General features: G+C 36.0%; 23 protein-coding genes. All 23 read right to left on the bottom strand.

Annotated elements, in window-relative coordinates; genetic code table 11:
* Position 1 precedes the first annotated feature (1 nt).
* The 23 genes from FJ651_RS10720 to FJ651_RS10830 all read right to left on the bottom strand — a co-directional run bounded on the left by FJ651_RS10720 (position 2) and on the right by FJ651_RS10830 (position 19,755).
* On the bottom strand, positions 2–1,048 hold the full coding sequence (locus FJ651_RS10720) for a hypothetical protein (protein WP_140990527.1): 1,047 nt from the start codon (positions 1,046–1,048) through the stop codon (positions 2–4).
* 473 nt (positions 1,049–1,521) lie between these two features.
* Positions 1,522–1,980: a DinB family protein gene (locus FJ651_RS10725; RefSeq protein WP_246085353.1), complete on the bottom strand. Its 459-nt coding sequence runs from the start codon at positions 1,978–1,980 to the stop codon at positions 1,522–1,524.
* A 597-nt stretch (positions 1,981–2,577) separates the two neighbouring features.
* The gene (locus tag FJ651_RS10730; RefSeq protein WP_140990529.1) at positions 2,578–3,633 is read right to left on the bottom strand and encodes a proline iminopeptidase-family hydrolase; all 1,056 of its coding nucleotides are present in this window, start codon (positions 3,631–3,633) and stop codon (positions 2,578–2,580) included.
* A 27-nt stretch (positions 3,634–3,660) separates the two neighbouring features.
* Positions 3,661–5,391 (bottom strand): amidohydrolase family protein, encoded by a 1,731-nt coding sequence (locus FJ651_RS10735; RefSeq protein WP_140990530.1) that lies wholly within the window; start codon positions 5,389–5,391, stop codon positions 3,661–3,663.
* 76 nt (positions 5,392–5,467) lie between these two features.
* A complete protein-coding gene (locus tag FJ651_RS10740) occupies positions 5,468–5,836 on the bottom strand; it encodes a RidA family protein (RefSeq protein ID WP_216746132.1) in 369 nt (122 codons plus the stop codon).
* Positions 5,837–5,938: 102 nt separating this feature from the next.
* Positions 5,939–6,760 (bottom strand): sterol desaturase family protein, encoded by an 822-nt coding sequence (locus tag FJ651_RS10745; RefSeq protein WP_140990532.1) that lies wholly within the window; start codon positions 6,758–6,760, stop codon positions 5,939–5,941.
* Between the two features lie 50 nt (positions 6,761–6,810).
* Positions 6,811–7,584 carry a DUF6090 family protein gene (locus FJ651_RS10750; protein WP_140990533.1) on the bottom strand — a complete coding sequence of 258 codons (774 nt, stop codon included), beginning with the start codon at positions 7,582–7,584 and terminating at the stop codon, positions 6,811–6,813.
* A gap of 1 nt (position 7,585) precedes the next feature.
* The gene (locus tag FJ651_RS10755; protein ID WP_140990534.1) at positions 7,586–8,419 is read right to left on the bottom strand and encodes a DUF6090 family protein; all 834 of its coding nucleotides are present in this window, start codon (positions 8,417–8,419) and stop codon (positions 7,586–7,588) included.
* The gene (locus FJ651_RS10760) at positions 8,412–9,173 is read right to left on the bottom strand and encodes a DUF6090 family protein (protein ID WP_140990535.1); all 762 of its coding nucleotides are present in this window, start codon (positions 9,171–9,173) and stop codon (positions 8,412–8,414) included. The genes FJ651_RS10755 and FJ651_RS10760 overlap by 8 nt, the downstream gene beginning before the upstream one ends.
* Complete coding sequence (locus tag FJ651_RS10765; RefSeq protein WP_140990536.1) at positions 9,170–9,943, bottom strand: DUF6090 family protein; 774 nt, start codon at positions 9,941–9,943, stop codon at positions 9,170–9,172. Before FJ651_RS10765 ends, FJ651_RS10760 begins: the two co-directional genes overlap by 4 nt.
* The gene (locus FJ651_RS10770) at positions 9,936–10,727 is read right to left on the bottom strand and encodes a DUF6090 family protein (protein ID WP_140990537.1); all 792 of its coding nucleotides are present in this window, start codon (positions 10,725–10,727) and stop codon (positions 9,936–9,938) included. Before FJ651_RS10770 ends, FJ651_RS10765 begins: the two co-directional genes overlap by 8 nt.
* 66 nt (positions 10,728–10,793) lie before the next feature.
* Entirely contained in the window at positions 10,794–11,549 is a 756-nt protein-coding gene (locus tag FJ651_RS10775; RefSeq protein ID WP_140990538.1) for a DUF6090 family protein, read from the bottom strand.
* A 150-nt stretch (positions 11,550–11,699) separates the two neighbouring features.
* A complete protein-coding gene (locus FJ651_RS10780) occupies positions 11,700–11,891 on the bottom strand; it encodes a hypothetical protein (RefSeq protein WP_140990539.1) in 192 nt (63 codons plus the stop codon).
* A 234-nt stretch (positions 11,892–12,125) separates the two neighbouring features.
* Positions 12,126–12,890: a hypothetical protein gene (locus tag FJ651_RS10785; RefSeq protein WP_140990540.1), complete on the bottom strand. Its 765-nt coding sequence runs from the start codon at positions 12,888–12,890 to the stop codon at positions 12,126–12,128.
* 3 nt (positions 12,891–12,893) lie between these two features.
* Positions 12,894–13,715 (bottom strand): DUF6090 family protein, encoded by an 822-nt coding sequence (locus FJ651_RS10790; protein ID WP_140990541.1) that lies wholly within the window; start codon positions 13,713–13,715, stop codon positions 12,894–12,896.
* Positions 13,716–13,717: 2 nt separating this feature from the next.
* Complete coding sequence (locus FJ651_RS10795) at positions 13,718–14,461, bottom strand: DUF6090 family protein (RefSeq protein ID WP_140990542.1); 744 nt, start codon at positions 14,459–14,461, stop codon at positions 13,718–13,720.
* On the bottom strand, positions 14,458–15,228 hold the full coding sequence (locus FJ651_RS10800; protein ID WP_140990543.1) for a DUF6090 family protein: 771 nt from the start codon (positions 15,226–15,228) through the stop codon (positions 14,458–14,460). Before FJ651_RS10800 ends, FJ651_RS10795 begins: the two co-directional genes overlap by 4 nt.
* On the bottom strand, positions 15,225–15,989 hold the full coding sequence (locus FJ651_RS10805; RefSeq protein WP_140990544.1) for a DUF6090 family protein: 765 nt from the start codon (positions 15,987–15,989) through the stop codon (positions 15,225–15,227). Before FJ651_RS10805 ends, FJ651_RS10800 begins: the two co-directional genes overlap by 4 nt.
* An 18-nt stretch (positions 15,990–16,007) precedes the next feature.
* Positions 16,008–16,763 carry a DUF6090 family protein gene (locus FJ651_RS10810; protein WP_140990545.1) on the bottom strand — a complete coding sequence of 252 codons (756 nt, stop codon included), beginning with the start codon at positions 16,761–16,763 and terminating at the stop codon, positions 16,008–16,010.
* Positions 16,764–16,765: 2 nt separating this feature from the next.
* On the bottom strand, positions 16,766–17,536 hold the full coding sequence (locus FJ651_RS10815; protein WP_140990546.1) for a DUF6090 family protein: 771 nt from the start codon (positions 17,534–17,536) through the stop codon (positions 16,766–16,768).
* A 10-nt stretch (positions 17,537–17,546) separates the two neighbouring features.
* Positions 17,547–18,278 carry a DUF6090 family protein gene (locus tag FJ651_RS10820; protein ID WP_140990547.1) on the bottom strand — a complete coding sequence of 244 codons (732 nt, stop codon included), beginning with the start codon at positions 18,276–18,278 and terminating at the stop codon, positions 17,547–17,549.
* Positions 18,275–19,021: a hypothetical protein gene (locus FJ651_RS10825; protein ID WP_140990548.1), complete on the bottom strand. Its 747-nt coding sequence runs from the start codon at positions 19,019–19,021 to the stop codon at positions 18,275–18,277. The genes FJ651_RS10820 and FJ651_RS10825 overlap by 4 nt, the downstream gene beginning before the upstream one ends.
* Positions 19,018–19,755: a DUF6090 family protein gene (locus tag FJ651_RS10830; RefSeq protein WP_140990549.1), complete on the bottom strand. Its 738-nt coding sequence runs from the start codon at positions 19,753–19,755 to the stop codon at positions 19,018–19,020. The genes FJ651_RS10825 and FJ651_RS10830 overlap by 4 nt, the downstream gene beginning before the upstream one ends.
* Positions 19,756–19,816: the final 61 nt, after the last annotated feature.

A 19,816-nucleotide genomic window follows, 5' to 3' on the forward strand; every position in this document is an offset into this window, starting at 1 on the left:
ATTAGTTGGTTTTTAAATTAGTGATGATCTTATCTTTGAGTAAGATGTTTACAAAATTTTCGGTAAACAGATCGGCGTCGGTGGCCGACAGATGCGACCATTCAATGGTTTGAAAGCCGTTTAGACCTTCGTAATCCTGATAGTGATACGCTGGTACGTTGGCTTTTTTTACCAGCTCTTCCCAGAAATCATTACGAGCAAACGCCATATTTTCTAAGTCGGCGAAAAAGCCATCCGACGGACTTCTCAATAGAATAATCTTACCACCACGGGCTTGGAATTTCTCGGCATCTTTAAGAAAAAAGGCGATGGTTCCTTCCTTGTCGGGTGGCGGTGGTTTAGGCTCTGAGGTGAGCATAGACTTCCAAACTGCCTTAATGGAATTGGCGAAAGCAGTATCGGTGACCATGCGCTCTTTCATACGCACATTGCGCCTATCGTCAATATCCTGAAATCTTCTAAATGGTGGATCTTGAGGTTTGCCGGTTCTGTTGGGAAGTTCAATAGTATTTAACAGTGCCTTTAAATTGAGGTCATCGTACCAAGCCTCGTCGTCATTAGAAATAAAGGCCAGACTTTTTTGAAGCGGTATAGACAATTGGTAATTTAAGCGTTGTGCATAGGTGCGATTTTCATAAAAATCAGAACGTGAGGATGCTCGGGTCCATGGTGGAGCCTGCTCAAAAGTAGTTGAAAAAAATAGCGGTGGTGTTACGCCAACAACCACAGTGCCATTAAAATCGGTATTTTCAACAATATCATGAAAAACCGGTAATGGGGTAGAACCGGCATTGGCCAATTGTATGGGTGTAATGCCCGTAAGTTCATTCCATTTATCTAATTGAATGTTGAATAGCACCCGGGAAGAGCCCACTAATACCACATCATTTTCTGTGGCTATGTCAACTTTTGCGCGGGTGGCAGCCCAAAGGTATTTATCGTCGTCCATGTCGGGAAAATAGCCTTGCGAGCGCCAATAGAGTTCCCAGGCCGCGATACTCACAATGCCGAGTATGGCAGCGATAATGATGGATTGTTTTAGATTCATGTTGGTTGGTTTTGGTTGGTAATGTAAATGTTATAGTTGTAAAGAAATATCGGAGCCATAGTTAACATCTCCACAAAAACCAATAGCCCCGATTTTCTTCAACTAATATTTTTAAACAACATGCTATGATGTTTTTTTAGTCAATGATCAAATTATTACGACAAAGGGCTTTTCAAAGCGAGCAATTTAGGGTTTAGTTGAAGATGAGTCAATCACATATTCATGTGGTTTGTTTCTTAACCACGGAGCTCACTAAGAAGGCACAAAGCACACGGAGTTTTTTCTTTGTATGCCTGTGACGCCGTGGTAAATCGAACCTCACTAACTCAAAAACTCACCAACTCATGAACTATTAATTGCTCGCAAAGTCGCAAAGCCGCAGAGGTATTTATTTGTGAACTCTGTGACTCTGTTGTAAATGGGTTTTGATATTAGATATTAAAAGTTAGAAGCATTGCTAGACATTTTAATTTTTAGGCCGGTAATCTTTGTGCAATAAACTTCATTTGGCCTCGATGATTAGACTCATGCTCGCAGACATGAAACCATTTACAGTAATTATTGGTAGGACCCCATGGCCAATCTTGATCAATTTCCATAAGCCATTTATCTCCTCTTTTAGCAAACTCTTTTTTCGTAACTTCTCTTACTTCTTCTAACTTATTCAAGTAAAATTCAACTTCATTTCCAACTATTTGCTCACGACCCAGCTTTCCCATACCTGAAGGCACATCCCATTCTGCCTTGATATCCTCACTCCATGTACCCCATTCAAGACCATCAAAAGTATGCAGTTGATAATATTTCTCTGTTGCAGCTAAATGCAATAACATTGCTCCAATAGAATTTGATTTTTCATCGATTTGAAAGTCAAGTTGTTCAACTGTTAAATCTTTTACACTGTCTATTACCCAAGCTCTCATCATGTTCATAGTAGAAAGTAGGGTTCCGACCTGTGGATCATAGCCGTCCCTTGGCCCGATAATATAGAGACCATCTTCAGTTTGACCAGGTAAATTATTGGCGATTCCAATTAATGGAATAGAAACTAACCCGCATGTTAATAGCGTAGAGGTTTTTAAGAAATTTCTTCGATTATTATTCTCGGAGTGATCCTTCATATTAGTATTTAATTTAGGTTATAGTGCTTGTATATAACAATTAACTACTTGCAATTTAGTTTTAAATCGAAGCTTGGTCAATCACATATTCATGTGGTTTGTTTCTTAACCACGAAGCTCACTAAGAAGGCACAAAGCACACAGAGTTTTTCTTTGTGTGCTCTGTAAACTTGTGGTAAATGGTTTTGATATTAAATATTCAAAAACTTATCTCCCGTAGAATACGCAGAACGCCGCAGAAAACTGGTAAATTGATTGGTTACTTTGACCAGTAAAACTCAAAAACTCAAAAACTCACTCCACCAACTTGTTGGGGACAAGCAACTCGCCAACCCAACTATTAATTGCTCGCAAAGACGCAAAGACGCAGAGGTTTTCTTTTTGGGTATAGGTGAATCAAATTTACATTTAAAAAGTTCCCTCATCTACATCTTTGATGAATTTTATGAGTCCGTTAAAAAAGGTTTTTGGATCATCATATTGCACCAAATGGCTACCATTTGGACACAACAGAAAACGACCATTTTGCACTTCATTAGCCATCCATTCCATGTGTTTTGGGTCCATAGTATCGTAGGTTGCTCCAACAACAAGGGTCGGCGTTTTGATGGTTTTTAATCTATCAGACACATCCCAGGTTTTAAGGGTAGCATCACCTGCCATTCCAAATTCACTCGGACCTTGCATATACAGATAGATGTCATAATTTAAATGTTGAAACAGTAATTGCACCGACTTTGGCCATTCTTCCAAAGGCATGCGCAAGGTGTGTTCGGTATAATAATGATTCATTAACAGTTCTTCGTAACGTGGGTTTTTATAGTCTTCATTGGCTTCCAGTTCTTTTAATTCTTTAAGAACATCTTCCGGCATTTGCGGACCTAACACTTCTTCGGCATATTTACTGTATTCGGGTGCGCTGGACATCATATTCATAATGATGAGACCTTTTAAGTTGTCTTGATATTTTAAGGCATATTCCATAGCCAAAATGCCACCCCAAGATTGGCCTAACAAGTAAAAATTATCTTTATTGAGGTTTAAAGCCTTTCGAACTTGTTCTACTTCTTCCACAAAATGTTCTGTGGTCCATAGGCTTGGATCGTTTGGTTTGTCGCTGTAATAAGAATCGAGTTGGTCGTAATAGATATATTCAATTTCTTCGTTAGGAAGATAGCCATCAAAACTATCGAACTCTTCGTGCGTGCCGCCCGGTCCGCCATGCAGCAGTAATACGCGCATTTTTGGGTTGTTACCCACGCGCTTGGTGTACACATTAAAAGTACCATTTGCCGTTTCAATAGGAATCATCTTTATGCCACCTGTCAATTGGTCGTCGCTGTTAGAATAATCAAAGTAGCCCGATTTTGAAGGAACTTCAGAGGTTGTTGCAGTTTCCGGTTTTTCATTGCAGCCAAAAAGTAGGCTGATAAAAATGCTGAGTAAAATGATGTTTGTTTTCATAATGTTTATGATTTAAAAATTTGATACTTATTGAATGAAATACACTTTTTTAATCTTGCCATCTTCAATATGATAAACGGCAATGGCCTCTACAACTTGACTTCCAACTTGCACGCTTTCCTGATCTATAACCGTGTTGCCCTGAACAATTCGGTTAACCAATTCGCAGTGTAAATTAGGTGTGTTTGCAAACATGGGTGTGTACATGGCTCTCATGGCTTCTTTGCCTTTGGCACGCAGTTGATCGGGGAATATGTAAATTTCTACATCCTCTGCATAGGGTTCTAAAAAGGCATCGATATCTCTTAAATTGTAGGCGTTTAATTGGCGTTGGGCTAGGTCGGCAGGTGAGTCTTTCAGCAGTTCTTCAGGCTCAATCACCACACCGTTATTAATTACTCGGTCGATGTTAATGATGTTATCAATATTTTCTACCGGATTGGCATTTAACAAGACCAAATTTGCTTTTTTACCGGTGCTTACGGTTCCAAATTCGTGTTGTTTATCTAAAATCTTAGCACCATTTAGGGTAGAAGCAGTGAGTATTTGCCAGGTGCTCATGCCGCTTTGTTGCATGGCTTGTAATTCGGCCAAATAAGACGACGCGTGTAGTGTTCCGATATTTCCGGCATCGGTTCCGGTGGCCAATAAAACGCCGGCATCGGCTAGTATTTTGGTGTTGGCCATGGCTATGGAATCTGAAGTTTTATTTCTCGCGGATTGGGCTATTGACCTGTTTTTATAATTGTTAACCAATGTGGTATCGGACAAATGTTTGAGGTCTAATAAAGAACCCAGCTGATATGGGTCGGCATGTTGAAGTTCGTGGGCACTAAAACTTAAGGTTTGTGCAAATGTGTTGTTATAACCAGAAGAGACAATCAAGGTTGGAATCATAATTGTTTTGTTTTTCTTCATGAGCTTAACAAAATCATCATTTAAAATTTCGTCATCTATATGATGAACCAAGAAATCGGCACCGTTTTCTACGGCTAGTTGTGCTGTGATACGTTGTGTGGCATGCACGGCGACTTTGAGATTGTTTTTATGAGCTTCGTCAATAATGGCTTTTACAATGGGTAGATTTTTTCTGGCACTCGCTTCAACGCTCAAACCATCGGCACCTGCGATGTACCAGATTTTAATGAAATCGGTTTTGTAAGGCAGTTGTTGTCGCACCCCATTAATACCGTCTTCGATGGTTGTTGTGAGGATAAAAGGCTTATCATTACCCAGGTTTTCATAAACTTTAGGTTGATAGGTGGTTAATAATGGGCCGGTCATAAATACAGATGGTAATCCATCTTCTTTGACAATATAGTTGCGTTGTTCTAAGAAATTAAAATTGGCGCCAACATCTATAACGTTGGTAATACCTTGTTTTAAATATCTTAAAAGTTTTTGTTCCATATCTTTTTTGGCAAGCTCGATTTCAGTCTCATAACTACTGTAATCGCGTAAATCAATAACATCAGGACGTGTGTATAAGCCGCCATTTTGGAAAAAGTGAATGTGAGCGTCGGTTAGTCCGGGAATGAGGTATTTCCCGGTGCCATCAACAATAATGGCGTTTTCAGGAAGTTTTACTTTTTTATTCGATTGAATGTTGCTAATTAAATCATCAGTAATGGTTACGGTTTGATTTGGAATTAGTTTCTGGTTTTCTACATCTACAATGGTGGTATTGGTGATGTAAGTTTGCGCCATTAACGATGTAAACGACATTAAAGCGACTAAGGAAATATGGATGGATTTCATGTGTATATATTTAGTTATAATGATTCATTAATTTGTAATAAATAATATTTAAAACTTTGGTTTTGAATGCTTATTATTACTGTGGATTCCATGCCCAGCATTCCATCTCAACCCGGGCACCGAGTGCAAGACCGTTTACACCCATAGCAGATCTGGTAGGGTATTTGCCGGGTTCAAAATAAGTGGCATAGATAGCATTGAAAGTTTGCCATTCAGACATATCTGCGAGCATTACGGTACATTTAAAAACATCTTTTAGGGTTAAGCCGTGATGTGAAAGTGTTGCTGTTATTCGTTTGAACATTTGCCGGGTTTCAGGCTCTATTCCACCTGGAACCACTGTGTTTCCTGTTTCAGCAGCGCCGAGATCACCAGAAAGATACAATATGTCGCCTACCTGCACGGCAGTTGAAAAGGGATAAGGTAATTCTGATTGAGTAAACACCGGAGCGAGTTTTTCAGCAATAACTGCTTCGCCTGGTTTTTGGCAATAGGCAATGGCACAGTTTAAAGAAAAAACTAAGAGTATTAATTTTTTTTGCATGACTTATTTAGAGTTTAGGTTGGTATCTGAATGTCTCGGAATATTGATAAAGGGCGTTTTCATTAAGTACCAAAAGGATTGTTTTTGGTCGTCAAATTCTTTTAAGCCGAGTTTAATGTCTTCGGGTTGTTTGTATTTAAAAGTACCGAAAATGCGGTCCCAAAGAATAAAAATATCGGCGTAGTTAGAATTGGTATAAAACTCATCTTGATCGTGGTGCACGCGATGAAAATTGGGCGTTGTAAATACCAATCCGAAGGTTTTATCTATCCAGGCAGGGTATTTTATATTGCAATGTTCAATAAAAACATAGGGAATGATGATGATCACATACAAACCAAGTCCAAGGGTGCTTAATCCAAAAATTGCAGCCATAATAAAACTAGAAGAGCCAAAATAAAATACGAGTTCAATGGGATGTACACGTATGTTTGAGGAGGCATCCATGCGGCTATCGCTGTGATGAACCCTGTGGAAACTCCAAAGAAAAGAGACGTTGTGTGCTAGGCGGTGAAACCAATAATTGGCCATGTCATATAGCATAACGCTTAAAATAAGCGACAACCAAAGTGGTAGGTCGATATAATGAAACAGTCCTACTTGATTGTTGTGAAGCCAATCAACGCCGTTAACAATAACGGTAGCCCAAAACAAATTTAAAAGGGTAATGATGATTAAAAAACCGATGTTTTCTAATAAATGTTTACCCATTTTATCAAATTTGAATTGGGTGTTGAATACATTTTCGGCGGTAAAAAAGATCACGAGCAAAGCCACGGTAAGGTAATCCAGGTTGATGCTTATTAAGGTATTGAGTGTTTCCATTGGTAATTGGTTGGTTTTTGGTCGTTCTAAAGTTATAAAATAAAGCGGTATTATTTGACTGTGTTATTAGTTTCCTTTTTCAATTCATTTTCAATAGAAAGTATAAGATTTTTGGAAATTATTATATGTCTTTTTATAAGATTTATTCTCCCCGTATTACTCGCTAATTGAGTTAGTCGGGCCTTGTTATAAAGCGCCAAAAAAGTTGGTGAATTTTTATTTTGTATCCAGAGTGTATCAAGTGTGCGTATGTTTGGTCTTTCCGACTTTAATTGGTCTACGAGGTAATGGTAATTAAATAAATCAGGATTTAGCATTAGTTGTTGGGTGTTACTGTTAATTTCGAGAAAGGCAGATGTTCTTCTTTCTCCTTCTAAGTATAGTTTATTGATTTCTGATTTAAGTTTTTCGTTTTTGATGTTGTAAAAGTTACCTGTGTTTATTAATTCTTGATAAGTGCTTTTGGTTAATGGGAAGGTAGTGTAGTTGCTTCTTATCAGCGTATCTAAGGCAATTAAATCTCGTACTGATAGATTATTGTTAAGCATTTCGATGCCTTTTTTAGTTGAGGATTGGAAAGTTGCATAAAGGGAATCTAATGTTTCAAGGTCCACTATATTTTTTTGTAGTTCGGCTTTTAGATTGTAAAGCGCATTGTTAGCTTGTAGGTTATCGATGCGGTTTTGGTTCCAGTTGTTTAACTGAAGCGCGATGAATATACCTATCACCACGAGAATGATTTCGCCGATGGCGTATTTAAGGTACTGCGAAGTCTTTCCTTCGACGAGAAGGTTTTGGCGGATTTTTCGGAAGAATTTTATCATATCAGTTCAGCTCCTTTTTTAGTTCAGTGATTAGTTTAAGTGTACGGTTTGCCATTTCATTAGAAAACTGCAGGTTTATTTCGATGGTGTACCAACGGTTTGATACCATATTTTTCACCTTTTGTTGATTGTCCAAATCTGTTAACCTGTTAGCTAGTTGAGTATTGAGCAAGGATTCAACCCTAGGGTCAAACTTTACTAGGCTTAAAGAATCTGATAAGGAAGCCGCAGTTGAGAGTCTATTTTTCATACCCTTAAGGTCAAAATTTACTAATAAGCTGCCCATAAACTCTTGGGTAATTGTATAATGATAGCCTTCTGCATTTTTTCTAATCACATATACATCTCGATTGCTTAACTGAAAATAATTGAGGATATCTTGCTTCAGTGTTTCGTTACTAATCAAGTTCAAATTGCCGGTACTTTTCAGGTCCTGAAATGTGGCATCATACAAGTTTAAAGTCCTTGTGATGACAATTGACTGCATGTCTTGATTATATTGCGTTAGGTCTGCTTCGCTAAATCCATTATTGATATTTGCAGTCACCCTTTTCAGTGCTTCCTTTACAAATTGTGCGTTATTTCTCTGTCTTTCCAGTTCAAGTAGTTGGCTTTCCAAATCACCAATAAGATTATGTAGATATACGCGCTCAAGGTTGTGGCCTATTTTTTCCTGGTTCCAGTTATTGATTTGTAGGGCAATTAGGATACCGATGACGACTAGGATGATTTCGCCAATGGCATAAAAGAAGTACCTGCCTGCCGGCGAGGCAGGACTAAGAACTTTGGATTGTTCAATAAGTTTTTTGCGGAGGTTGCGAAAGAGTTTAATCATATTTTTTGCTGTAATTTTTATTTAAATAGTCAAGAATTTCTTCTCCATTTTCTAGTAAGTTAGATATGCTGGACTCGAAATAAGTTGAATTACTGGTTATATACCTACAAAGGGGCAAAACCCTTTTATCATTAAAAATAGCCTCATAACTATTCTTGTTTGGAGGTTTAGGGGTATTTGTCGGAAAAAATTTTCTATGTTCGGTATCTGTAAAAAGTTCGTATTTTAATTTGCGAAGTTCAAGACGACTTGGTGAAGATGAATTATTTAAGCCTTCTGAAACAATACTATAAGAGTAATAATAATCTTGAAGCATTTTTTGAAGCTTTAAGTCTGGAAATTCTGATATTATTCCCGTTGAATTAAGAAAGTTCCACGTATTAGTGCGTTCAATAATATTTGTAGTAGTTGTCAATTTCTGAAACGATCTAATAAATTGAAGTGAATCTTTTATAAATCGAGTTTCAGATTCCATAATAGGAATGATGTATCTTCCTGATTCAATTTGATCTTGTAAAATGCTTTTTATTCTATGAAAATCTAAAATATCGGTTTGAATATCTTCTTTTATTGAACTAATATTTATCAGCATTTGTAATTTGCCTTTTCTGTCCTCATTCCAATTGTTAATTTGAAGCGCTATCAAAATCCCAATAACCACCAATAGGATTTCACCTATAGCATACTTGAAATACTTTGTTGTTTTACCTTCATGGAGAAGTTTTTGACGGATTTTACGGAAGAGTTTTATCATAAATCATCATTGTTTTTTAATTGATTTAAAATTTTCTCCGATTTTTTCAAAACCAAATCTGTTAGTTCAATATACCTGTTTATAGTATGTGCTTGTTGTAGTTTCATGTTCAAATATTGAGAAATAAGGTCATTTGTATTTTTATCTTGCCATAAAATTGTATTTAAGAATTCATTATTTGGTAAGTCATTGTTAGCGCTATTAGGATTGTAATATTTGGATTGATACATATTTAATGTCTCAAAAAAGTAATTTTTGTTTCCGTCAGAGACTGAATTTTCTGATTTTTGAAGTCGGTTTAATTCCATCAATTCATTTGTGAATTTGTTAGAGAACAAATCGATATTTCCACTTGAAATTAGAATGCTAAACGTATTGTCGTTGTAATTATTAGTAACTCTTAAACCGGTATTAAAACTTTTTTTAATATGTTTCACTATGGTATCTAGATTTGGTGTGGAATTATGGATAAAGGATAAACTAGAATCAATATTTTGTTTGTAGCCATAATTCACAAGCAGATTTTTATTCATAAATATGGTATCTTTTGTAAGATCGGTAATTAAATTATCGATATAAGTTTGCTTGATTTTGATTTTCTTTTGGTTTTCGTTCCAGTTGTTGATTTGTAGAGCAATTAAAATACCAAGAACCACAAGAACAATTTCGCCAATGGCGTATTTGAAGTATTTTGTGGTTTTTCCTGCCTGTCCGGCAGGCGAGCCTTCATTGAGAAGGTTTTTACGGATGTTTCTAAAAAACTTAATCATATTGCTCTATTTTAACTTTAAGTTGTTCGAGTAAATCTTGTCTTACTGTAATTATACCCAGGGCACCAAAGGATCTTCCCATATCGCCAATTAAATAATTTTCCATAATTGGAGTTCTCAATAATCCCTCATAATCTGCTTTGATGTTGCGGTAATCTTTGATGGAAGCAATTTTTTTATAAAAATCTTGCACATCACCTTCATTTACTACGAGTATGCCTGTTTGAGCTGTCATGTAGTTTTCAGGCAGGGTATACATTAAGGGTTCAAATTGATTTTCGATAAACCTAACCACTGAACTAAATGCTTTGTCGATTAATGTAAAATCTGCATAGTATTGTGAAAGTTCTTTTAGTAGTTCTTTCTCCTTAAAATTGTTGAAGGTTCCAGAGGTTTTGGCAGATTCAAATGTAGTGTTGTTATTTGTTGGGTCTGAAGCGTAAAACAACGGCTCTACATACATTCCAAATTTTTCAATACCCATTGTTATATTTGGGTTTCTCACATAAGTTAAGAGGGTATCCAGATATTCTATTCTTTTAGTATAGAATTTATGGTAATACTTCAATTTTTCTTCATCCTTTTCAAGATCTATGCGTACATTTTCAAAGAAATTTTTTTCTACTATTTTTTCTTTTCGCTCTTCATTCCAGTTGTTGATTTGAAGGGCGATTAAAATCCCGATAACCACGAGGATGATTTCTCCAATAGCGTATTTGAAATATCTGGTGGTTTTGCCCTGGGCGAGCAGGTTTTGGCGGATGTTGCGGAAGAGTTTTATCATATTTATTTCCCGTGCAAACGGGTAACTTTATTTCCCTAGAATCCCGATAGCTATCGGGAGGGAATATTATTGGTTTAGTTCTTTTTCGATATTTTTTATCGTAAGGTTGATGTTTTCTAAAAAGGTTATTTCATCCTCCATTAAATCTTTTCTCCAGACCATAATGTTACTGACGATGTCTTCGATTTCACGATTTTCAAAAAACCAAATATAACTGGATGTGTAAGAGCCTTTAGGAATGATTGAATAAGTGGCCAGATACCGTATCCTGTTAGAGCTAGATATTTTACCATCAATTAATGGCCATAACCGGTCTTCAAATAATTTTCTCATCGGTATAATTTCTTCTGTAGCGTCAATTACCTGACTGTCAAAAGAGCCAACAAATGCCTTTAAGTCGGAATTTTGAATGTAGTCAACTTTACCCGATGCCAATAATGATTTAATATAACCATCGCTTACCTCGAAAGTTCGACTCATTTCAAACTCTGCGAGGATGGAGTCTAATTTAGTTGCAGGAATAGTTGAAACATCGGTATTGAATAGTTGTAATAGGGTAATGCCAGAATTGAAAGCATTGAGGTGTGAGTTGTATATTTTTTCTAATTCTATTTTGTTAGTGATTAACTCACTTTTTAAATTTTGTAGAATTTCTTGTTCCGACGTTCTAATTTTTCGGGTTTCATTCCAGTTGTTGATACTTAGGGCAATCAAAATACCAATGACCACCAATACAATTTCGCCTATGGCGTATTTGAAGTAACGGCTTGTTTTGTTCCGGGTCATGAGATCGTATCTAATTTTTCTGAAGAATTTAATCATTGCTCATCAGTCTTATTAACATTTTTTTGTTCCTTGAAATAGCGTGCTATCACTTTAATAATGACTCTTAAAATTAATGCGGCAGCTACCAAATAAATGATTGTTTTGGTTTCCATAATGTATTATTGTAAATTAATAAAGGTTATGATTTTATCCCATTTTGCCATCGCCATCAATATCCTGATTAAGATGTGTTTCAAGCGCTACCAAAGTTTTTTTAAGTAGTGTTCTTGTTTCAGTCAATTCTTGTTCCAGTTGCTCAATTCTCTCTTCTAAGCTGTTGGCTTTTTTTTCTTGTTTTTGTAATTCGTCTTGCTGTAATAAGTCCCAAAAAATTCCCATAATTTCTATTTGTTTTTGTTAGTGTTATGTTGGTTTAAATTTAACGCTATTTCAATAACTTCAACTAAAATTTAAATTGCTGTTTTCATTGCAATGATTGGTTTGTTAGGCGATTAAAATACCAAGGACAACTAAAAGGGTTTTTCCATTGGTATAGTAAAGGCTGACCCGGTTTTATACCTGGGCACCAAGCTTGTCCGACAGGCAGGCGAGGCATGTTTCTGAAGAATTGTATCATTGGTCGAGGTATTTTTGTATACGGTTTGATAACCTAAGGTTGGTTTCTTTATAGTTTTCGAGATTTTTAAAAACCAATTCACTCTGATGCAATAAATCTGCGAGGAAGTTCAATACCTCAGGTTCATTGATAAATTCATTAAAATCGGTTGTATAATCAGCACCAACTTCTAATCGATAATTAGGAATGGATTGGTAACCGGTATTTCTTTTGAGTTTATCGAGAGGATTAAATAGGGTAGTATCGTTAAAATTAAATCCGCTAGCCTTTTGCTGATAAATTTCTAAAGACCACTCTAAAAATTGCGCGGAGTAGTAGGTAATGATGTCTTCTGCAAGTTGCTTGTCTGCAATTTCTTGTAAAAGACTGCCTCCATATAAGGATTGATAGTTGGTATTGAATTTGGAAAATTTCCGAAATTCAAAAGTGTTCAAGAAATATTGACCTAGCTCTTGGTTGGTATTGCTTTCCTTTCCTTGGTAATTTAATAGAATTGTTTGTATGCCATCTGTAATATCGCCATAATACGACTGCAGAAAATCAATACGCTCAACTTCCAATTTCAAATCAGCCTGAACACCTATTAAAAGCTGCTCGGTTACTTTCCTTTCTTTAGCCGCTTCTTTTTGAATGTTTAATTGAAGGGCGATTAAAATACCAATCACTACCAAGATGATTTCCCCGATGGCATATACAAGGTATTGACTGATTCGGTTTTGCTGAATGAGTTTTTGGCGGAGGTTTCGGAAGAATTTTATCATTTTTTATTCTAAGTCTTTTTTAATGATATTAATAAGGTTATGTGTTGCTTCCATTTGTTGTTCAACGTAAGCCATTTGTATATTAGCAAGAAACATTCGTAGATTGACAATGTTGATTAATTTGAGAATGTTGTCATCAATAGATAGTTTGTATTTTAATTGATTTATTAATCTATCATTATTTTGAATTGGGTAATTTTTTTTGTTCATAAAATTGATGGCTCCCAAATTTTTTCCATTATACAAACCTTCTTCAAAATAGGATAATTCTATAAGATTATGATTTAATAAACCGTCAACCAAATCAGAATTATTGTTTTGTGTGTTATTGCTAAATGCGGTTAATGACCTGTAGTATATCACTATTTGATTTCTTGTAAATTCATTTTGAATTAAATCAATTTTGCCTGTGCTTTCCATAGTAGAGAAAGTGGCTTTATTCATTGTATAACCATAGCGTATCCAAAGTTGATTCATTTTTTTATTGAGTTCTTCGTCAATAAGGAAACCGTCATTCTTATTATAATTTTCCAAAATAGACATGCAGTTATCTAGCATGGATTGTTGCATCGATTGATGATTTTCCATAGCAGCCAATTCTAAATTTAGGTCAATCGTTAAGTTTTGCAGTAATTTTTTTTCTTCGATACTGTTTAATCGGTTATTGTTCCAAGTATTAATTTGTAAGGCAATCAAAATGCCAATCACAACGAGCAGGATTTCACCAATGGCGTATTTAAAGTACTTAGTTGTTTTACCTGCCTGTCCTGCAGACAGGCCCTCATTGAAAAGGTTTTGGCGGAAATGTCTAAATAATTTTATCATTACTAATTTAAATATAAGTTGATGTTTTTTAATAATTCTCTTGACTGTATTAAAGAATATTCCAATTCTTCTTTGGTTTCTAAAAAATGAATTCTCCTGAAATTTGTAATTCCTTGAAATCTGGCTGCCAGATGACCGGGATTAATATTTTGCCAAATTAAACTATCTATCAATGCACCCTGATCGTGAAGTTTTGTTGAGCCAAAACTGTAGGTGTCTACAAACGATGACACTTTATTTCTATAATCGTTTGTAGTTCTTTCTACCTTTCTATTTAAATAAAATTTGTTATTGTAAAAATTTTTAATTTTTGATTTTAAGGTGTCCGATAGATTTTCTATCAATCCGGTTTCATTAAGGCTGTTATAGGCATTGGTGTTATACAAAATTTGGTCGCTCCAAGTTGGGTTCAACTCAAATCGCGTAATTTTTATTAAAGTATCTAAGGTGGCATTTGGCGCAGCCACACGAGCTCTGATGCTTTCATTAAATTCATATTGCTCTGCAATACCCGGCAATTTCTTAGTTATTAAAATGGTGTCTTGTACCAAATCGCTGTGTAAAGCTCTTAGAATATTTTTAACCTGAGCTGATGTTTTTCTGTTTTCGTTCCAGTTGTTGATACTCAGAGCAATCAAAATTCCTATTACCACAAGGATGATTTCGCCAATGGCGTATTTAAAATACTGTGAAGTCTTTCCTTCAACTAGAAGTTTTTGGCGGATTTTGCGGAGGAGTTTTATCATTCTTGACTTTCATTTATAAGGTTTTCGAGCATGTTCAAAAGCTCATTTGATGCGCTAATGAGGTCATTATTACTACTTTCTTGGAATGAATACAAGGTTAAAAACCTAACTAACATATTGTTATCCAATAAGTAATTGTCTGAATCCAAATTGTATCGCCAATTCCTGACGCTTTCATGCTGTTTGGTTGAATATTTCCGTCGAAAGAGCAAATCGTCTTTTTTGTCAAGTTCTTGCATTAAAGATGTAATTAACTCAAAGGACTCTTTTATATAAATGTCCTTCTCTTCTTGAGTGCTCTGAAATTTTAAAATTTCGGTTTTAGTTTGGCTTGGAAAAAGTCTAAGGTTGCCGGTAGAAATCAAATCCTGAATTGTGTAGGTGGAGGAAGCGAAAATCCGCAAATTGGCTTTTAGAGTATCCCGTTTTGAAATTAAGGTGTCCAGGTTTGGTTGATCAGAATTATAGTAAGCAAAATAACTTTGGATGTTTTTAGTCACTCTTTTGTTTCTAGCGTCTAACTCATCATACATCAATAGGTCACTCTTTAATTCTGAGATCAAGTTTTCGGTATATTTTTTCATCAACAAATTGTCTTTTCTGTTTTCGTTCCAGTTGTTGATACTCAAGGCAATTAAAATCCCGATAACAACGAGGATGATTTCGCCAATGGCATAGACCAAGTATCGAGTGACTTGGTTTTGGGCTAGAAGTTTTTGACGGATTCCTGCCTTGCCGGCAGGCAGGTTGCGGAAGATTGAGATCATGGAAAATTTCCTTTAAGGTGATGGATAAGTTTTTGGTTGGCTTCTAATAGCTCGTTGTCCATTCTCAGGAAAGTGATAAATATATGGTTTTGAAGGGTGGTGATTCCACCGAACTGCAATCTTGCCGCTTGCATATCGACTCCTGCCCAGATTTGGTCTTTAAGTTTACCGGGTTCCAGTAGCGGGTATGCTTCCATATTATCCGCTGATGGGACTTTTTCCAGAAACTTTGAAAAAGTATCGCGGTAAAAGTTCAGCTGACCTTCCTGAAAGTTCTCCATTTTGAGGACCAATTGGTAATAGGTTTGAATGTGGTCTGCATCGGTATTTTTAAAAAGGGCAATCTGACTGGATGTAGACAAAGTTGAAAAGGTATTTTTATTCAAATGGACTGCTTTGACAAAGCCGGGATTATACTCATATTTTAAAATATGATCTATTGTATCCAAGGTAGCCAAAGGATTATTTATCCGATTCTTGAGATCCTGACGCATAGCAACACTTTTCTCCAATTCGTTTATAATATCAACCAAGAAAGTGCTATCTTTTTTCAACTCCAAAAGCATAGATTCAGTAAACAATTGTCGGGCTTTCGTTTGCTTTCGTTGTTCATTCCAGTTGTTGATGGATAACGCAATCAAAATCCCGATTACAACAAGGAAAATTTCCCCGATGGCGTACTTAAGATACTGTGAAGTCTTTCCGGCAGACAGGCCTTGGGAAAGGAGTTTTTGGCGGATTTTTCTAAAAATTTTGATCATTCTTTTGTCTGTATAATACTATTTATTAAAATGTGTCTCTAATATAAAAACTGTTTCCTCTAATCTGGCTTCAAAGCGTGGAATATGCGATTGATAATAAAATGACTTTCTGGTCCCCCAACTATTTAAAACTAAGATTAATTGTTTAGGATTGATATCTTTCCAAACTATATCTTCCAATGCCTGATTACTGATAAATTTTGCATCGATATTCATGGGGAATTGATCCGTATAGGTTCTAACTACGGTCTGATAAAGTTCTATTTGGTTAACATGCCACTCTTTCGTATCCAACTGCTGATTATAATGTGCCTGTAAAACCTTTCTCAATTCAGGATGTAAAATGCTAAGTTTACCGGTATTGAGCATAGACCTATATGTATTGTCATTGAAACCTGAAAAAGATGAGAAATAAGGCGAAAATTCGTATCTGACCAAAAAAATCAATGAATCGATGTTTTTAGTGGTATTTACTTGTTGTTTAAAAGCATTCAAATCAGCAAGTTGAATATTCCATTTACCTAATGTCTCTTGCAAACTTAATGTATCTGCTATTAAATCTTCTTTGATAGACTGCATAAATTGATTCCGTTCTTTGGATATTTTCCGTTCTTCATTCCAGGTATTGATTTGCAGGGCGATGAGAATCCCAATAACCACAAGTAGGATTTCACCTAAAGCGTAGACTAAGTAGCGGGTCACCCGATTTCCTCCCTTACTGGCAGGCAGGTCGGCGAGGAGTTTATGGCGGATTTTTCGGAAGAATTTTAGCATGATCAAAGGTTTATTTTTTGGAGGTAACTAAGGATTTCCGTTGTATTGTCAAAAAGATTTTTTTTGGTTAACAAAAGGATTTTGTTCATGGCCATTTTCCCTGATATGGTGTTGAGCATGGATTGGAGAAGTTGCTTATCGTCAATAGTTGACCAGTATTGCTCAGATAGGGGACCATCTATTGTAACTGAGGTCAGCATGGAATTGGGATTCCCGCTTTGTGATGCTATTCCAAGACCAAATGAATATTGCGTATTCAAATAGATAGAAACGTTTTCATCCATAATTTTTATTGATTTAAGTTGGTCAGAATTAAACTTAAGGATTTTTGCCTTAAGTCCGTGATCAAAGTACTCGATAATTCCTGTGTTCAATATTGAAACTATCGTATTCCTGTTCATTTCATTGCTTGGATCAAAGAATGGGATATATTCATAGCGGGCAATATGCCTCAAGGTGTCTATTGTACTAGTCGGTTGGGATAGTCTATCCTTAAATCCCCCAAGCCTTTCAAGATCTTCTTCAATTGTTTTAATATCCAACTTTAATTGAATTGTATCCTGTTTGAAATCCTCAATTAAAGATTGGATAGTCAAACGAATCGAATGATTCTGTTTTCTCTCCTCATTCCAGTTATTGATTTGCAAAGCGATTAAAATTCCGATGACCACAAGGAAGATTTCTCCGACCGCATAAGCAAGGTAGCTTGTGACCTTGCCGGTAGGCAGGTGGGAGAGAAGTTGCTTACGGATATTGCGGAAAAACTTGAACATATTTATAATTTTAATTGGTTTTTATTTCTTGATCAATCTCCCGAATCACATCCTGAATGGCAACTTGGATGGTCATGAAAAATTTGAGCAAGTCGATGTTGTTTGAATACATAATCGTGACCATATTCATGAAATCCCGGTCTTTGATTGAATTTTCTAATCCAAGGGGCTGATATCGAACTTCCATTTCTGGCGGGTTTATTTTGAAATGCTTTCTGATTTCAGGTCGATATACGTCTCTTGTGTTGTATGCTTCATTTTCAAATAGGGTGTTCAGGTTAGCGTACTCCAAAGTATAAAGATTGATGATTTTATACTTGAGTGTCTTGTTCCTGATGATATCAAGTCCTTTGGTCTCCAATATTTTGTATGGACTAGTGACTGGCGTAAAAGTTCGGAATAAGCCCATGTAGATATGGTATTTAGCAATAGAATCAGGAGATGGAGTTGCTAGGATGGACCAGTCCACTATTAATTTGGTGACCGCTAGGCGAATATTACAATCCCGGATATTGTTGTTTATCACATTTTTTAAATCAGTCTCCAAGGCTCTTTTTAAGTCGTCAAGCATTTCGATCTCTGTAGCTCTGATAGTTTTGGCTGTATTCCAATTGTTGATCTGCAGAGCGATTAATATCCCAATCACGACCAGTAGAACTTCGCCTAATGCATAAGCGAGATATCTTGTAAACCGATTTTGAGAGAGGAGCTTTTGGCGGATTTTTCTAAAAAATAAGATCATGGGTTTTTGAGTTCTTTGTCCAGCGCTTCAATGATGGCAATCAGGTCTTTCTTGTATTGAGGATAAAATACAGTTTCCACTCTTCTCTGTTGACCCCATAAAGTGATGATTATATTCTCAAACTCCTGATTGTTAACGATCTTTTTGTTCGACTTTGGAGAAGATGGAAGGGATATTCCCCGGTCCGGATAAACAGTATTCAGATAAACCCTAAAACTAAAATCAGGTGATTGCCTTTCAAATTGGTTGAATCCTTTGTTAGTTTCCTTTATTATGTCTTCCTGCTTTTTTAGATTATTTAATCTGGTATGCCAAGAGGCAAGATAGGTTTTGATGCTGTCATTTTTGATGTCCTTTAATCCTCCGGATGATATCAGTTCGTTCAATGCCGAATTTTCTATTGGGGTCTCTACCCTTTCATTGAAAGCCTGAAGAAGCAGAATGCTGAATGCTTCCTCTGAGATAGAATCCATAGCAGAGGGGGAATTTATCAGGTCGATAAACTTTAATTGCTTTTCTATTTGAACGCTAAGTTTCTCCCACTCCTTTTCCAATAAAAACAAGTTATTGGACATTTCCTGTCTGATAATCCTAAGCTGTTTGGTTTGTGTATTTGCCAGAATCCGCTCTTCATTCCAATTATTCACCTGAAGTGCCAACAGGATCCCGATAATAAGTACGAGGATTTCCAGGAAGTATTCCGGCCATTTTTCTTTAAGGGTGGTGAGGATTCGTTTCATCATTTGAGTTCTTTTTGGATCAATTCTTTTAGTTTCTGATTTTGGGCGAGGACTGTTTCGTAATTAGCTCCTGTACTTTTGGATTTTATGGATGCTTCCAAAAGCAATTGTTGGAATTCTGGTGTTTTGGCGAGAAGAATTAAATCTGTTTTATCAACAAATTCAAAGGGTAATACTTCTTTAGCAATGGCTTTGCTTTCAAACCAATTGGATAAACGGTGGACTTTTTTATCGGCCAAAAAGACCCGCATTCTGTTTTCTATCAACTCTTCAAATTGTAAAGAGGTGGCATCAAGATCTATTAAATACCTGGAATAAGTGTTAATCTCTTTCCTGATATCTTCGTTGGATATTTTGCCGGCGATATTGGGATCGTTTTTTATTGCTACAGGACTATGATAAATCATTAACCTGATCAAGTTGGGGTTTTCTATATCGGAGTCCATGCCTTTAACACCGATTTCATAAAGCGTTTGATGTAGGTTATTAATTTTACTTAAAAGATAAAGATTATCATTGAAGGCCAGCGAATCTGCTTTTAAATCCTGAACTATATTTTTTAAAACTACCTGTTCAGATTGCTTTGCCTTTCGGGCCTCATTTGCATTGTTGATTTGAAGGGCTATTAGGATGCCAAGGACCACAAGAAGTATTTCACCAATGGCGTATTTAAGATAGTTTGCGGTTTTGCCTTGTTCAAGCAGTTTTCTTCGAATGTTTCTAAATAATTTTATCATATTTATTTTCCGTTTAAACGGTTAGTTATTAATTCTCTTGAAAGCTGGAATCTTTTTGTTT

The sequence above is a fragment of the Paucihalobacter ruber genome (assembly GCF_006494535.1).
Classification (GTDB): domain Bacteria; phylum Bacteroidota; class Bacteroidia; order Flavobacteriales; family Flavobacteriaceae; genus Paucihalobacter; species Paucihalobacter ruber.

What these genes read in the sequence shown, in the direction of transcription:
- FJ651_RS10810 (WP_140990545.1), bottom strand. Translation starts at nt 16,763, where the DNA reads ATGCTAAAATTCTTCCGAAAAATCCGCCATAAACTCCTCGCCGACCTG.
- FJ651_RS10755 (WP_140990534.1), bottom strand. Translation starts at nt 8,419, where the DNA reads ATGATTAAACTCTTTCGCAACCTCCGCAAAAAACTTATTGAACAATCC.
- FJ651_RS10820 (WP_140990547.1), bottom strand. Translation starts at nt 18,278, where the DNA reads ATGATCTTATTTTTTAGAAAAATCCGCCAAAAGCTCCTCTCTCAAAAT.
- FJ651_RS10790 (WP_140990541.1), bottom strand. Translation starts at nt 13,715, where the DNA reads ATGATAAAATTATTTAGACATTTCCGCCAAAACCTTTTCAATGAGGGC.
- FJ651_RS10735 (WP_140990530.1), bottom strand. Translation starts at nt 5,391, where the DNA reads ATGAAATCCATCCATATTTCCTTAGTCGCTTTAATGTCGTTTACATCG.
- FJ651_RS10830 (WP_140990549.1), bottom strand. Translation starts at nt 19,755, where the DNA reads ATGATAAAATTATTTAGAAACATTCGAAGAAAACTGCTTGAACAAGGC.
- FJ651_RS10795 (WP_140990542.1), bottom strand. Translation starts at nt 14,461, where the DNA reads ATGATAAAACTCCTCCGCAAAATCCGCCAAAAACTTCTAGTTGAAGGA.
- FJ651_RS10725 (WP_246085353.1), bottom strand. Translation starts at nt 1,980, where the DNA reads ATGAACATGATGAGAGCTTGGGTAATAGACAGTGTAAAAGATTTAACA.
- FJ651_RS10760 (WP_140990535.1), bottom strand. Translation starts at nt 9,173, where the DNA reads ATGATAAAACTCTTCCGTAAAATCCGTCAAAAACTTCTCCATGAAGGT.
- FJ651_RS10815 (WP_140990546.1), bottom strand. Translation starts at nt 17,536, where the DNA reads ATGTTCAAGTTTTTCCGCAATATCCGTAAGCAACTTCTCTCCCACCTG.
- FJ651_RS10800 (WP_140990543.1), bottom strand. Translation starts at nt 15,228, where the DNA reads ATGATCTCAATCTTCCGCAACCTGCCTGCCGGCAAGGCAGGAATCCGT.
- FJ651_RS10745 (WP_140990532.1), bottom strand. Translation starts at nt 6,760, where the DNA reads ATGGAAACACTCAATACCTTAATAAGCATCAACCTGGATTACCTTACC.
- FJ651_RS10780 (WP_140990539.1), bottom strand. Translation starts at nt 11,891, where the DNA reads ATGGGAATTTTTTGGGACTTATTACAGCAAGACGAATTACAAAAACAA.
- FJ651_RS10825 (WP_140990548.1), bottom strand. Translation starts at nt 19,021, where the DNA reads ATGATGAAACGAATCCTCACCACCCTTAAAGAAAAATGGCCGGAATAC.
- FJ651_RS10785 (WP_140990540.1), bottom strand. Translation starts at nt 12,890, where the DNA reads ATGATAAAATTCTTCCGAAACCTCCGCCAAAAACTCATTCAGCAAAAC.
- FJ651_RS10750 (WP_140990533.1), bottom strand. Translation starts at nt 7,584, where the DNA reads ATGATAAAATTCTTCCGAAAAATCCGCCAAAACCTTCTCGTCGAAGGA.
- FJ651_RS10765 (WP_140990536.1), bottom strand. Translation starts at nt 9,943, where the DNA reads ATGATTAAGTTTTTTAGAAACATCCGTAAAAACCTTCTCAATGAAGGC.
- FJ651_RS10775 (WP_140990538.1), bottom strand. Translation starts at nt 11,549, where the DNA reads ATGATTAAATTCTTCAGAAAAATTAGATACGATCTCATGACCCGGAAC.
- FJ651_RS10805 (WP_140990544.1), bottom strand. Translation starts at nt 15,989, where the DNA reads ATGATCAAAATTTTTAGAAAAATCCGCCAAAAACTCCTTTCCCAAGGC.
- FJ651_RS10730 (WP_140990529.1), bottom strand. Translation starts at nt 3,633, where the DNA reads ATGAAAACAAACATCATTTTACTCAGCATTTTTATCAGCCTACTTTTT.
- FJ651_RS10720 (WP_140990527.1), bottom strand. Translation starts at nt 1,048, where the DNA reads ATGAATCTAAAACAATCCATCATTATCGCTGCCATACTCGGCATTGTG.
- FJ651_RS10770 (WP_140990537.1), bottom strand. Translation starts at nt 10,727, where the DNA reads ATGATAAAACTCTTCCGCAACATCCGCCAAAACCTGCTCGCCCAGGGC.